Source organism: Microcoleus sp. A006_D1, from assembly GCF_036702805.1.
Classification (GTDB): domain Bacteria; phylum Cyanobacteriota; class Cyanobacteriia; order Cyanobacteriales; family Microcoleaceae; genus Microcoleus.
Genome location: NZ_JAUBVZ010000004.1, coordinates 257,389 through 271,431, shown reverse-complemented (window position 1 = coordinate 271,431; position 14,043 = coordinate 257,389). Strand labels below are relative to the sequence as shown.

General features: G+C 48.9%; 13 protein-coding genes and 1 tRNA gene. 6 read left to right on the top strand and 8 right to left on the bottom strand.

The window, feature by feature from the left end:
* Positions 1-18: 18 nt before the first annotated feature.
* From QUB68_RS09525 to smc, 4 genes are all read right to left on the bottom strand, one after another.
* A complete protein-coding gene (locus QUB68_RS09525; RefSeq protein ID WP_332991618.1) occupies positions 19-366 on the bottom strand; it encodes a DUF5615 family PIN-like protein in 348 nt (115 codons plus the stop codon).
* Positions 363-680 carry a DUF433 domain-containing protein gene (locus tag QUB68_RS09520; protein WP_293208271.1) on the bottom strand — a complete coding sequence of 106 codons (318 nt, stop codon included), beginning with the start codon at positions 678-680 and terminating at the stop codon, positions 363-365. Before QUB68_RS09520 ends, QUB68_RS09525 begins: the two co-directional genes overlap by 4 nt.
* Positions 681-830: 150 nt before the next feature.
* The gene (locus tag QUB68_RS09515) at positions 831-1,847 is read right to left on the bottom strand and encodes a PRC-barrel domain-containing protein (RefSeq protein ID WP_332991617.1); all 1,017 of its coding nucleotides are present in this window, start codon (positions 1,845-1,847) and stop codon (positions 831-833) included.
* Between the two features lie 68 nt (positions 1,848-1,915).
* Positions 1,916-5,785, bottom strand: a complete 3,870-nt coding sequence (gene smc / locus QUB68_RS09510; protein WP_332991616.1) for a chromosome segregation protein SMC — start codon at positions 5,783-5,785, stop codon at positions 1,916-1,918.
* 502 nt (positions 5,786-6,287) lie between these two features.
* Between smc and murA the strand changes: the two genes are divergently transcribed.
* The 4 genes from murA to QUB68_RS09490 all read left to right on the top strand — a co-directional run bounded on the left by murA (position 6,288) and on the right by QUB68_RS09490 (position 10,050).
* Positions 6,288-7,679, top strand: a complete 1,392-nt coding sequence (gene murA, locus QUB68_RS09505) for a UDP-N-acetylglucosamine 1-carboxyvinyltransferase (RefSeq protein ID WP_332991615.1) — start codon at positions 6,288-6,290, stop codon at positions 7,677-7,679.
* 152 nt (positions 7,680-7,831) lie between these two features.
* The gene (locus tag QUB68_RS09500; RefSeq protein ID WP_332991614.1) at positions 7,832-8,704 is read left to right on the top strand and encodes a M48 family metallopeptidase; all 873 of its coding nucleotides are present in this window, start codon (positions 7,832-7,834) and stop codon (positions 8,702-8,704) included.
* A tRNA-Leu gene (locus QUB68_RS09495) sits at positions 8,683-8,764 on the top strand. The genes QUB68_RS09500 and QUB68_RS09495 overlap by 22 nt, the downstream gene beginning before the upstream one ends.
* A gap of 410 nt (positions 8,765-9,174) precedes the next feature.
* Positions 9,175-10,050, top strand: coding sequence for a DMT family transporter (locus QUB68_RS09490; RefSeq protein ID WP_332991613.1), 876 nt, complete (start codon positions 9,175-9,177; stop codon positions 10,048-10,050).
* Between the two features lie 460 nt (positions 10,051-10,510).
* On the opposite strand, the gene QUB68_RS09485 is transcribed toward QUB68_RS09490, so the two are convergent.
* The 4 genes from QUB68_RS09485 to QUB68_RS09470 all read right to left on the bottom strand — a co-directional run bounded on the left by QUB68_RS09485 (position 10,511) and on the right by QUB68_RS09470 (position 11,871).
* The gene (locus QUB68_RS09485; RefSeq protein ID WP_332991612.1) at positions 10,511-10,939 is read right to left on the bottom strand and encodes a heavy metal-responsive transcriptional regulator; all 429 of its coding nucleotides are present in this window, start codon (positions 10,937-10,939) and stop codon (positions 10,511-10,513) included.
* A 112-nt stretch (positions 10,940-11,051) separates the two neighbouring features.
* The gene (locus QUB68_RS09480) at positions 11,052-11,348 is read right to left on the bottom strand and encodes a hypothetical protein (RefSeq protein WP_332991611.1); all 297 of its coding nucleotides are present in this window, start codon (positions 11,346-11,348) and stop codon (positions 11,052-11,054) included.
* 35 nt (positions 11,349-11,383) lie between these two features.
* Positions 11,384-11,548, bottom strand: a complete 165-nt coding sequence (locus tag QUB68_RS09475; protein WP_332991610.1) for a hypothetical protein — start codon at positions 11,546-11,548, stop codon at positions 11,384-11,386.
* A gap of 152 nt (positions 11,549-11,700) precedes the next feature.
* A complete protein-coding gene (locus QUB68_RS09470) occupies positions 11,701-11,871 on the bottom strand; it encodes a hypothetical protein (protein WP_194065476.1) in 171 nt (56 codons plus the stop codon).
* 167 nt (positions 11,872-12,038) lie between these two features.
* Between QUB68_RS09470 and QUB68_RS09465 the strand changes: the two genes are divergently transcribed.
* Together QUB68_RS09465 and QUB68_RS09460 are read left to right on the top strand one after the other, a co-directional pair.
* Entirely contained in the window at positions 12,039-12,632 is a 594-nt protein-coding gene (locus tag QUB68_RS09465; protein ID WP_332991609.1) for a DUF3611 family protein, read from the top strand.
* 133 nt (positions 12,633-12,765) lie between these two features.
* Positions 12,766-13,908 (top strand): helix-turn-helix domain-containing protein, encoded by a 1,143-nt coding sequence (locus QUB68_RS09460; protein ID WP_332991607.1) that lies wholly within the window; start codon positions 12,766-12,768, stop codon positions 13,906-13,908.
* The last annotated feature ends 135 nt before the right edge of the window (positions 13,909-14,043 follow it).

Genomic DNA, 14,043 nt, shown 5'->3' with positions numbered 1-14,043 from the left:
TCGCTATTTCTGGTTTTGCTACAAAGGCAGGTACTGCACGCAGTTAGCTAAATCTTCAGGCTCGTTAACCTTAGCGATGATTTCCAAGTCACGAATCGAATCGCCAACAGTTACACTTTGTTGGTGAGCGTAGATGACGCCAGCAAAATTTACTTCCTCTTGCTGACGGCGGTTGGCGATGGCTAAAAAATCCTCGTCTTGGGTAAAAACAACGCGCTGAAGCTCGGCTGCGCGATCGAGTATAATAGGGTCGGGCATACCTTTTCTACCGTCGTCTTGAACTCTCAGAACATCTACATCCCGTCGCCGCAATCCCTCTGTAACAGGTAGAGGCACATTCTCATCCATGTACAGATTTATACTCATTTAATTAGTCCCTGGGCTCGGAGTTTTTTAGCCAAAGCAGATTCGCCAGCTTCTAGGCGCAACTTTTCGGCATACTCAAACCTGCGCTGCATATCTGCATCCAGCTCTTGTTTGTGATCCCAGTAGTATGATAAGGCAGAGTAAATTTTGCTCAAAGTCAGGTGAGGATAGGATTGGAATAATTCTTCAGGAGTCCAGCCGTAAGCTTTTACCGAAGTTATTAATTCAACGACTTTCATTGTGGTTCCGGCGATGAGAGGAACGTTCTTCTCGTCTAATTCCACATATTTGTATTCGGTTGCAGTTAGAGTCACGGTTTTTACCTTGTCGATCGCAATTCTATTATTATATCGATTAGATCGATCGCCCCAATCAAAACAAAACCCGCAACAGCGGGCTTTCCAACAGTATCTTACAGAGGGACTTCCTATGTGAAACCACTGGTTTCAACCAGTGGATTAGTCCTAATAACCAGGCTCTTCCTCGTACTCAGGAGTCTTAGTCTTCTCAGGGATATTCACCCGAGGAGCCTTGTAAGGCTTCGGCGCCTCATCGTCAGCCCAAGCATCCGCCTCCACATCATCCTCGTACTCGTACTCAACCACCGACTCCTTCGGGCGAGAAACCTCAGGGCTGTACTGCTTCTCTTCGTACTCGTCCTCCTCGTAATCGTCCTCCTCGCCGCCCCAATTATCCTCTTCGTACTCATCATAATCGTCGATCGGCTGAGGCTGCGGCACCCGCATCTGCTGTGGCTGACGTACCGGCGGCCGGTTCCACTGCGAATCCTCATCCCAAGGAACTTCCTCAACCACAGGCTGCGCTACCCGGCTACGCATTTCCGGTGCCGGAATCCGCACGCCCGGGCCCAATTGATATTCCGTAGCCACCGGTTTCGGATAATAACCTTGCTCGTCCTCTTCGCGTTCCCAAGGTGCTTGGCCCAAACCGACGCGCTCCAGCAAACCCACACTAAGCTGTCTGAGCCTTTCCTCGGAACCTTCAAACACAATCAAGCGATTCGGGCCACTGCTGACAATTTCCTCAATTCCCAACTCGTAAGTGCTGAGAACTTGGTCGGGGATTTGGGGGATTCCCAGGGAAGCGATGATGATAGAAACTAACTTACCGTCTTCCGGGTCGAACCTAAAGCCGCGCACCCTACCCAGAGGTTCGCCGGTTTCGGTAATAACTTCGCTGTTAATCAAAATGCTGTAGACATCCACATCAACATCATCTTCGATCGCGCTTTCATCTTCCACCAACAGCACGTCGCCGATTTCGCTGACATTGCTGAGGAACATAAACCTCGGCATTCCAGCAACCGCGAATATATTATCACGTAGACCGATCGCCACCACCTCCCGGCGATCGATATCCACCCACAATTGACTGACTACACCCAAGCGTTTGCCTCTGTCGCGGGTGATGACCTGAGTGCCTAGAATGTCGGAGCGTTGGCAGATTTGTTCGGATGTCATTCTAACTTTAATCCTGATTTATCAAGTACATATATCATTGAACACCGTCATCAACAGAGACTCCCGGACTACAATTTCAGTCCGATGACTTGAGTATAAGCTCCCCGCGCTTGAGTAACACCAATTGTACGCTGGGCCGATTGAATCATCGGTCGCCGCAAACTCACAACAATAAACTGGGCTTGTTCAGACTGTCGTTTTATCATTCTAGCTAATCGCTCCACATTTGCCCCATCCAGAAACATATCCACCTCATCAAAAGCGTAGAACGTAGACGGGCGGTAGCGTTGCAGCGCAAAAATAAAACTCAGCGCCGTCAGCGACTTTTCGCCTCCCGACATAGAAGCCAGCCGCTGAACGGGTTTGCCCTTCGGGTGAGCCACCAAATTCAAACCGCTGCTGAAAGGGTCTTCCTGGTCATCTAGCTGGAGATAGCCGTCGCCTTCGGAAAGTTCCGCAAAGATAGTCTGAAAGTTCTCGTTAACCGCATCAAAAGCTTCTTTAAAAGCGCGCCGCCTGAGTGTCGTAAAGTTTTCGATTCTCAACAATAGTTCAGTACGTTCTCCTGCCAATGTCGTCAACTTTTGACTCAATTCTTGCAGGCGTTCTTGAGTGCGGTTGTACTCTTCCAAGGCTAGCATATTGACTGGTTCTAAAGCTTGAATGCGTTTGGCGATCGCCTTTACTTCCTGCTGCAACTCCGTCAAATTAGCTTTCTCAACATCTTCGGGAATCGACGGCACCGGATCGGGCATTTCCGCCCGCTGTGTTTCCATGAGAGTGCGGATTGCGGCTAATTGTTCGCGGCGTTCTTGCTGAGTTTCGTGCAGTTTTTGCAACTGCCACTGTAACTGTTGTTTAGCCAAATGCTGCTCTCGCACTTGAGATTCCGCGCGATCGCGCGATCCCTTCTCCACCCCCAAACTTTCCTCAATTTCCGTCAAAGCCGCCTGAGCTGCCGCAATTTGTGCGTCCAGTTCCAACTGCTGCGAAACAATGTTCGCGATCGCACCTGCACCCGCATTTTGCTGAACTTGCCATTCCTGCAATCTCTCGCTGCCCTCCTTAATTTTCTCCTCCAAACGCCCGAATTGATTTTCCAAGTCTCCTCGGCGCTGCTGGACGTTTCTGTGAGCCAATTCTCGCTCTTGCAACTGCGCTTCCAAAGCGCGCAAACCCGACTGCATTTGCTGCCATTCGCTGTGACTGTTCGACTCTTCCAACTGCGCCAAAGTTTGGCGGTACTGCTGCAATTGAGTTTCCTGTGCGGGCAATTCTCTCTCCAGCAACTGCAATCTGGTTTGCGAATCAGTCAATTCCTGAGTATTTTTCGCAATTTGCGATCGCACCTGTGACTGCTGCGCCTGCAAATTCTTAATTTCCGACTCCAACTGTTCCAAGCGCAACTGATGTTCGCGCAAATTCTGCTTCGCCTCCATCAATTCTTGACTGCGAGTTTTGACAGCAACAGACGCGCGATCGATCGCAATTTTGCACCGTTCCAAAATCCGCTCAATTTCCTCAAGACGTTCTTGCAGAGAAGCAATTGTCCGCGCTTCATCCGCCGCCTCGCTAGCATCAACCGTGCCAAAATGCAAAGTTGACCTATTAGCAGAACTTCCCCCAGTCATCGCGCCGCTAGTTTCCAGAATTTCCCCATCCAAAGTGACAATCCGGTACTGTCCCAAATAGCGGCGCGCGTCGGTGAGATTGCTAAACACTACCGTACTGCCAAAAACGTAAGCAAAAATCTCCTGATACCGCGCATCGCAGTCAATCAAATTAACCGCCGCATCCACAAACCCAGCCGCGCGCCGCAAATTTTCATTTACCGAAAACCTGCCACCTCTTATCTTATTCAAAGGCAAAAACGTCATCCTTCCAGCCCGTTTTTGCTTCAACAATTCGATCGCAGCAGCCCCCACACTGTCATTTTCGACAACCATATTACCCATGCGGCCGCCCGCCGCAATTTCCAGCGCCAACTGAAAGCGCGGCTCCACCCTACCCAGTTGAGCCACCAAGCCACAAACTCCGCCAATTCCACTTTGCGCGACAATTTTTGCAGTAAACGTGCCAGTCGCTTCTTGGAGTGCTTGAAACTGCACTTCTAGCTTATCTAACTTGCGCTGTCTTTCCCGTTGTTCTTCCAACAAACGAGTTTGAGTTTCCTGTTGCAGTTGCAATTCTTGTTCGGATTCAACTAAAATCTGATTCAGCGATTCTACTTGCAGAGATGCCATGTTTTTGGTTTCCCCAAGGCGGGATTGCTGAACTTTTTTGCCTTCTATTTCCTCTTCCAATACTTGCAGCGATTGGTTTTGTTCTTGAATTTGACTTTGCAGGCGATCGGCTCTTTCGCCAATGGTAGCTTGTTCTGTACGCTGCGGTTCCAAAGTTTGTTGAATTGTTTCGATTTGGCGGTGCAGTTCCGTTTGCTGCTGTACCCAAACTTCGGCCGTCGAGGCGATCGCATTTGCAACTTCCCGACTCTTATCTAAATTTTCCCGCGCTTCATCCCGCTGTTCCTGAAAAGTTCCTATTTGAGACATCACATAGGATATTTCAATCTCAATTTGCTCCAAACTTTGCCGGAACTGCCGAACTTCTTGCTCAGTTTGTGCTATGTTAGCCGCCATTTGTCCAGCGGTTGTTTCCAAATCCTGCTTGCGGTTTTGGAGTTGTCGCCGTTCCGCTTCCTGAGTCGCAATCCTCGCTTGCAAAGCCAACAGTTCCGACTCGCCCAAAGCTTTAACGCGGGCATTCAGCGCGTCAAGTTCGGCGGTTGCTGCTTGAATTTGAGTGCTAATTGCTTGCAGTTGTTCGGAGAGAGTTGTAGAATTGCGATCGCCCGTTTCGATTTGTTCGCGCAGTTTCCACTCTTGCTTTTGCAACTGGCGGAACTTTAGCACAATTTCCCACTGCGACTTTTCTTGAAATTCCGCCCGCAATTTTTGATATTTTTCCGCTTTTGTGCGATCGTTCGCCAGCCTGTCGCGCTGAGAAATCAGCTCTTTTTCCACAATGCTGCTGCGTTCTTCAACTTCCTTAACTTCATCCAACTTCTGCCTTGCGAGAGAGATTTTGCGATCGAATTGAGCCACTCCCGCCAATTCATCAATAATTTCGCGGCGTTCCTTAGCATTCATCGAAATAATGCTAGTAACATCACCTTGCAAAACCACGTTATAACCTTCGGGATAAATGCGCAAACGGTTAAGTTGTTCGTGCAGTTGAGTCAGCGTACAAGGTGCGCCATTAATGTAATAAGTTGACGTATAAGTTCCTTGACGAGTTACTCGGAGTTTGCGTGTCACACTCCACTCAGGCGATTTTGGATTTTGGATTTTAGATTTTAGATTGGTAGCGAGTAGTTGTCCGTTGTTGTCTTGAGTTGTGGCAATTTCTATTTCTTCTACATCTTCAACAGATAAGTCTTCCGATTTGGGATTTGGGATTTGGGATTTTAGATTAGATGATTGTCCGTTATTGTCTTCAGTTTCGGCGATTTCTATTGCTTCGACTTCCTCTGCTTCAATAGATAACTCAGTCGATTCTGGATTTGGGATTTGGGATTTTAGATTGACATCAGATAGTTGTTCGTTATTCTCTTGAGTTTCTGTTTCAGGGATTTCGTCCTCATCTTCATCCTGGGCGAACCATTCATCGCCCACATCTTCCAGCGCAAAGGTAGCAGTCACGCTAGCTTCAATCGTACCGCGCTTGTTTTGGGCGCTGTTCACCAAATCCGGCAAACGTTCGGCGCGCATTCCCTTAGAAGTCGAAAGCCCGAGACAAAACAGCAAACCGTCGAGGATGTTGGATTTCCCAGAACCGTTGGGCCCGGAAACCACAGTAAAACCTGGCAGCACGGGAATGGACGTTGTGCCGCCAAAAGATTTAAAGTTAGTTAGTTCGATCCGCTTAATGTGAACCATATGCTAGGACTAGCTTTGGCTCTAGGGTGTTGTCACAGGGTAGCACAGGCAATGGGGCGATCGACAATTATGTGTACTTTGGGCCATGGTCGATCGAACAGATATATTACACCTTCGTCAACCAGCCAGGATACCCGTACTTACCCGACTTACCCAAAGAAACCGGGCTTCTATCGGAAATCAGAGGGTTTGACAGCAAATAATCGAGGAATAAACCGGGTTTCTCGCCTCCGGTGCGTCCAGGACTGACTCAACCAGCTTATTGACAGGGCTGACATCTGGGTGCCGACCCGCAGCCCGAAACAAATAGTAAATTTTGATACCGATGACTTAATTAAGAGCGCTGGACAATATTTGTGCGCTCCTAGCTGAAATCCTCACCCAGCAAGAATTTAGCCAATATCGAGTCGGAAATTCCTCACATTCCCCCCTAGACATATCAAAACTTTCCGGTAAAATCGAAACCAAAATTAATAATGTATAAAGTAACGAAGCGCATATTATGGAGGGCAAAATCATTACACCAGCTCAAAACTCGTCTAACCTGTCAGCTTCATCTGAAAGCGACCAACAAGTATTACAAATCTGGGGTCGCCAGCCCCTTCAAGGACACGTCAAAATCAGCGGCGCGAAAAACTCGGCCCTAGTCGTGATGGCAGGAGCTCTGCTATGCCCAGACGATTGCCACATCCGCAACGTTCCCGCCCTAGTCGATGTCGCCCGCATGGGGCAAATTCTCTCGGCTGTAGGAGTCAAAATACAGCAGAACGGCGACGTATTAGACATCAACGCCAGCGACCTCATAGACGCGCAAGCCCCCTACGAATTAGTCAGCCAACTGCGGGCGAGCTTCTTCATCATCGGGCCACTGCTAGCGCGTTTGGGATTTGCCAAAGTACCCTTACCCGGTGGGTGTGCCATCGGCGCTAGGCCCGTTGAACTCCACGTTCGCGGCCTGCAAGCCCTCGGCGCAGAAGTCCACATCGACCACGGTACAGTTCACGCTTACGTCAAAGGGCCGAACCGCCGCCTCAAAGGAGCCAAAATTTATTTGGACTACCCCAGCGTTGGCGCCACTGAAACTTTGATGATGGCGGCGACTCTGGCCCAAGGAGAAACCGTGATTGAAAATGCGGCTCAAGAGCCGGAAGTCGTCGATTTAGCGAATTTCTGTCGCGCTATGGGAGCAAAAATTCAAGGCGCAGGCACAAATACGATCGTCATTTCGGGAGTTGAGAGACTGCACGCGGTAGACTATTCGATTATTCCCGATCGCATCGAAGCCGGAACATTTTTATTAGCAGGAGCCATCACTCACTCAGAAATCAGTTTGTCGTCGGTAATTCCCGACCACCTGACGGCAGTGATTGCCAAATTGCAGACAATGGGAGCGAAAATAATTGTAGAATCCGACCTCGTGCGGATAGTTCCCGGCAAAATTCACACCGCCACAGACATCGAAACTCTGCCTTACCCCGGTTTCTCCACAGATATGCAAGCTCCGTTTATGGCTTTGCTAACCCTGAGCGACGGAGACAGCATAATTAAGGAAACCGTATTTGAGAACCGCTTGCGCCACGTAGCAGAACTCAACCGCATGGGCGCCGACATTCGCGTTAAAGGCAATGTCGCCGTAGTGCGCGGAGTGCCCCTGCTGTCGGGTGCGCCCGTAGTCGCAACAGATTTGCGGGCTTCGGCAGCTTTGGTGCTGGCGGGACTTGCAGCAGATGGTGTCACTACAATCAGCAGCTTGCAGCATTTAGACCGCGGCTACGAGCAGTTGGAGGTAAAACTTCAAAAATTGGGAGCTAAGTTGCGGCGCGTCAAAGAGGGTACAGACCCGGCGACGGCTGAGGCTCCTGTTAATCTCGTGCGATCGAGTTTAAACTGTTAGTTAGTTAGTAGTTAGTGGTTATTTGTTATTTGCGGTGCCCTGAGCGTAGTCGAAGGGTTATTGGTTATTGGTTATGAAAACTAACAAATAACAAATAACAAATAACAAATAACCACTGTCAACTGCCAACTGCCAACTGACTAATAACTAAGATGTCAAACATACCGCTCATCGGTTTGAAAGCAGACCAGTTTCGCCACCCGCTAGACTTGGAAGCTACCAACACCCTCAAACAACTGCCGGGCCTGGATTTGATGGTGCGGCAATTGCTGGGACAACTTGGCGAACAATTTTTCATGCTCGAAAATCTAGCTTCCAGCGTCCAAGTCGGCGAAAATCAATTGCCGCACCTGCATCAATTGCTGGTGGATGCCTGCAAAACTCTGGATTTGGAGGTGCCGCAGCTTTATGTCCGCCAGCATCCGATGCCGAATGCTTACACGTTTGCGATGCGCGGAAAACAGCCTTTTGTGGTGATGCACACTTCGCTGATTGACTTGCTCACAGATGAGGAAGTTAAGGCCGTAATTGGTCACGAGTTGGGGCATTTGAAGTGCGAGCACGGAGTTTACCTGACTCTGGCTAATTTAATTGTGTTGGCCGCCGGTCAAATTTCGCCTGTGGGAACCATACTCGCCCAGGGTTTGCAGGCGCAAATGTTGGAATGGTTGCGATGTGCCGAATTTACGTGCGATCGCGCCGCCTTACTTGCCACCCAAGACCCCAGAGTGGTAGCATCGGTGCTGATGAAACTGGCCGGAGGTTCGCCGACGTTAGCACCGAAACTGAATCTCGATGCGTTTTTAACCCAGGCGCGGGCCTACGACGACCTCAGCAGCACGGAACTTGGGGAAATGCTCAAACAAGCTCAAACGGCTCAGTTATCCCATCCTGTACCAGTATTGCGCGCCAGAGAGATCGATCGCTGGGCAAGTTCAAAAAATTATGAATCTTTGCTTGCAGGAAGTCGATCGGTGTGTTATGATGGTAAAACAGACAAAAAGGGCGGGTGGCGAAATTGGTAGACGCATCAGACTCAAAATCTGACACCGAAAGGTATGAGAGTTCGATTCTCTCTTCGCCCACTACTATAAAAGCTTAATAAATTAGGGTTCCAGATGATAAGTCTGGAACCCTAATTTATATAGGCATAGGGCATAGGGCATAGGGCATAGGGCATAGGGCATAGGGCATAGGGCATAGGGCATAGGGCATAGGGCATAGGGCATCGGGCATAGGGCATAGGGCATAGGGCATAGGGCATAGGGCATCGGGCATAGGGCATAGGGCATAGGGCATAGGGCATCGGGCATAGGGCATAGGGCATAGGGCATAGGGCATAGGGCATAGGGCTCCTCACAAATAACAAATAACAAATAACAAATAACAACTAACAAATAACAAATAACAAATAACAACTAACAAATAACAACTAACAAATAACAACTAACAACTAACAACTAACAACTAACAAATAACAACTAACAAATAATTTATGGGTGAAATCGCCGCTTTAGGTGCTGCATTTGTCTGGGCTTTATCTTCCACAATCTGGCAGCGAGTAGGACAGCAAATCCCCGCAGTCGTACTAAACTTGCTCAAAGGCGCGATCGCCCTGTTGATGCTTCTTGCCACTATACTAATTTTAGGCAAATCCTTACCAGCAGTCAACCCCAATATTTTAGCAATGCTGCTCATCAGCGGCGCCCTAGGAATTGGCATCGGAGACACCGCTTGGTTTATTGTATTAAAATATTTAGGCGCAAGACGAGCGCTGCTTTTAGAAACCCTATCTCCCCCTTTAACAGCGTTATTTGGCTTCATATTTTTGCAAGAAAAGTTATCGCCTATTGCTTGTACAGGCATTCTGTTAACAATCTGCGGCGTAGCTTGGGTAATTGCAGAACAAACAGCCGAAACAACATTACCATCAAAACATCTTTGGCAGGGATTAGGGATTAGTTTATTAGGACAAACAGCCCACGCCGCCGGAGCAGTTTTATCCCGCGCCGCCTTCACTCAAATAGATATTGATCCCTTGTGGACAGCGGCCTTGCGTTTGAGCGGCGGTATGGCAGTCATGCTGTGCTTTCTCAACCCCAGAAACCTTGACACTTGCAAACAATTAAAAGCCCCTAAAATATTAGGTTCAATAATTTTAGCAGCTTTTTTAGGAACCTATCTCGGAATTTTCCTGCAACAGACTTCCCTGAAATATGCGCCCGCAGCCATAGCTCAAGCACTCAGTTCTACCAGTCCCCTGTTTATACTGCCTTTAGCCGTGCTGGCGGGTGAAAAGGTTAGTCTCCGGGCTGTTTTGGGCGTGGTTGGTGCGATCGCAGGAATCGCGCTATTATTGGGTTTAAGGTGATTCGATTTAAGACTTTAGAGCTATAGCAGTGGACAGTTGACAGTGGACAGTTGACAGTTGCAGAATCAGGAAATCAAACCGTTTAGGCTATGGGTTAGGAGGCTCTATTCATGAGGTTATTTATGTCCTCACCGCTGTGGCGATTGCTATAATTGCAAATCCTAATCAGTCAATAATTTATACTAGGAAAAATAGATCTCAAAAATACTTGACATTAAAATTGTGTCCGTCTAAAATAGAAGTGGTATCAAAAAATAAAAATATGAGACTAAAAAGTTGGGAATCTCCCCGCAGCGAGGGCAGAAACTCCAAAGGCAAAGGCGGCTCGGCCAGAGCTCGACAGCTAAAAAAGCAACAGCAAACTCTACGGAAAAAGTTAAAAGCTCAAAATCACCAACCAAACAACCAAGGGAAGGAAACCGATAATTCCTTCCCTTTTTTTGTATCTTTCTGCGGTTGCTCAATCCCGCTGAATGTTCGGACAAATCGTGCGAGAAATGCTCGCGGGCGAGGGCTGCTCTTGCCAGCGGTTGAGAATACCTTGCAACTCCCTCTTTAAAGTTTCTAACGCTGCAATTTGCCCGGAAATTTCCTCTACCTTCAAAGTTAGATGCTGCTTCGCTTCCGAGCAAGGCAACTCTCCCCGATCGCGAACCTGTAAAATATCCTTAATTTCCTGAAGGCTCAAACCGAGAGCCTGAGATCGTTTAATAAACGCCAATCGGTTGAATACCGCTTCCCCAAACAGCCGATAACCAGCGGGCGAGCGCTCCACCGCCGGAGACAGCAAGCCCATCTCGTCATAGTAGCGAACAGTTTTCACCGACAAAGCGCTACAGGCAGCTACAGAGCCAATTTTGTGCAGTTTCTCGGACACAGCAATATTCATAAACCCAGCCTCTAAGATCGAGGAGCGAAAGACTTTTCTGGCCCTATCTTTAAATATTGCCTCAGATGCAGGCAAGTGCGATCGCCACCTCCCCAGTCATTGCCCGGTAATCTTAATAAGGAGGATTTTTCTTAGACACGTTGTTGAGCAGGGGCAACTGAGGGCGAGAAGACTGAGGAGGAAGATAGTATTCGGCAGCAGGTGCGGGTTGTTCGGTTGCAGAGCGGTAAATTTGCCACCAGCGGAGGGCGATCGCCACCCCAGCAGTACCCAGCCCAAAAGCCAATAGAGAGCCACTTGCACCGATGCTGCCAATGGCTGCATCGACAACGCCCACTGTCACCACAAAGCTGGTAATCGGCTCTCTACGGTAAGCAGACCTCAAAAGTCGCGTCCACGAAGCATTCATTTGGTTTTACTCTGTTCTATATTTATTTGCAAGCTCTAAAACTTAGAGTTGGCGGAACGATCGGGATTTCTAGCTTTGAGACTAGCTTCACCTAAATTAATCTTCTCGCCTGTGGGGAATTGTACGGGAGCGAGGCAAAAATGCCAAGCCGATCGCCTCAAAATTTGATTGCAGATCTCTCCAAAAGCCAGCTCTTGCATTCTGTGAACCGCTTTCTCTCGACAGAGAAGTCGCTGGACTTGTTTCTAATTAATATTCTAATCAATTCCCAAATTTGTCGCGGTCAGCAGCGTGACACCCGCGGCGCGGAAATTCAACACCAAGTGTGAAGCCGACCGCGCCATTGTTAAAATTAGTTGAGACCTAACCAGGCCAGCAACCCCTGGCCTGTGACATACTCGATAATTAAAGTTAGCGAAAAACCGATCATCGCGGCTCGACCGTTCAGGCGTTCCGCGTAGCTGTTGAAGCCAAACTTTGGTTGTTCCAGTTTGGGAGTGACAGTGGGTTGTAGTTGTGTCATTGCTTGATTACCTTGCGATCGACGCTATTGAGATCTGAAATAGAATGTTAGTTACAAATCTTAAACATTTCTGCTTCCATTATAAAGAGGGTTAACCGCCGTCAACCGTCCGCGCTCAAAAAAAAACTGCTGCCAAATAAAGCCACTCAATTATATCCGCTCAAAATATGACTAATCAGTTAGATACCGATAAGCTTCCCGCAGCCGTACAGCGAGTTGCCTTTGCCCTTCGTACAGTAGGCTGGGTTAGCTTCTGGGTGCAGTCAGTGCTAGCGGTGGTAGCGGCGATCATTTTGCTCTTTGCCATCCCCTTTGCCATCCCCAGTGCTACTGCCACTGCGAATTCAACCAGTGCCGGCACCGGCGGTGGCGTATTTTTTGCCATTTGCGGGCTGCTCGTGCTCGGTTACAGCGTATATCGGGCTTTCCGCTTCACCCGTTTGTCGAGACAACTTCGATCGCGCGCCGCCAACGCTGTCCGCCCTAAAAAAGCAGACACCATCAAACAGGTGCAGTTAACACTGGTCAGCAACTTGGTAGGAATGCTGTTGACGCTCGTCGGCGCAGAAGCTATTAGCGGAACGCTTTTAGCAAAATCTCTAGCTCAGCCGCAAGCCTTGTTTGGTGCCGCAGTCGATGTCGGCCGATTTATTCAGCCTTTAGACATATTTGTGGTACTCGCCAATACTCACGCCACTGTTGCTCACTTTGTCGGAATTGTCGGGGCTCTTTGGTTGCTCGATCGCATTCACAAGCAATAGAAAATGGGAATTGGTAATTGAGAATCGGTAATCGGGAATTCCCACTCTCCCACTCTCCCCCAACCGACATCCGGAATCAATGCCAAGCTGTCGAAGAACGTACTCAGATACCTTCTAGCAAGACATAAACATCATGGCACTGAAACCCGAGGCTTATTTTGGGGTGACAGATCACGCAACTATTGAAATTTCTCAAGAAAGTTTTCGTTCTGTCCTAGGTCAAATAGAAGCTGAACTCCTCTGTAGCGAAACCTACAGCCAAGCTCTAGCTAGCTTGCAAACCATGTTGGGCTCGGCCGCCTCCGCTGCCGAAATTTTAATTAGAGCAGTTAGCAGAGAAGCCGTCAAGCTCGCATTTGACAGGTTTGGCAAACCAAACAAAACAGAAATTCAAGTCGCTCCAGAGAATTTGGCTGCGGCAATTCCCGCTGCACCCTATGTTAGAGAATTAGACCCGCCATTCGCTGCTCCTGTTTTCTATTGGCGCAACGCTAGTTTGGAAGCTCCACCCAAAACCGAGCCCGAGACAGAAAAGTTCGATCGAGAAACCAACACTTTAGAAGAAAGCCCACAAGCCCCCAAAGACGAAATTCAAGTCGAGTCGGCCGCACCCGCAACTGTCATCGCCCCCCCCCAATCCCTCCCAGGCTTCGGTTTTTCCAAGAAACCGAAAAAACTCACCCAGGAAGAAGAAGCAGCAATAGCAGTTCAGCAGCGAGAAGAATGCTTGCAGGAGTTGGGTAGAGAATTGCGTAAGGGAAGGCAAATTCGATCGCTATCCCTCCAGCAACTTCACAGCCAAACTCTCGTACCGCTGCACCACATCGAAGCGATCGAAAATGGAGAAATCGAGAAACTGCCCCAAGATATTTACGTTAGAGGTTTTATCCGCAGGCTGGGCGACGCCTTGGGACTAGACGGCAGCGCCATGGCGAATGCTCTGCCCAAACCCGCCCCCAGTCCAATTCCAGGCACGTATATGTCTGTTTCCAACTCCGACTCATCCGAAGGCTTTCAAATGCGTCCGGTGCATTTGTACCTCGGCTACACCGCTTTGATGGCTGGGGCTATAGGGGGTGTGGGTTGGCTGTCGCAGCAACCTGTGGTGCCCGGAGCAAATGCAGTACCTCAGCCGCAGGTGAAACCGCCAGCTTCGGTTGCACCGGCTCAGAAAAGCCAAGAAAAAGCACCTCAACCTGGTTTGAAAAAGTCTAACAGTCACGGTGGAATGATTATGGGGGCTGACATGGCACCGCCGGAGGTGATTTTTGGTTAGAGTGCAATACGCTTGGATTAGCGGTTGTCCGAAGAGAGGAACGAAGCAATCGCAGTATCTTTTTTTCACAGGGTTTTGTCGATCGGACTGTCTTATCCCAACTGTATTGTGTGAGAGTGTTGTCGGGCGATCGAT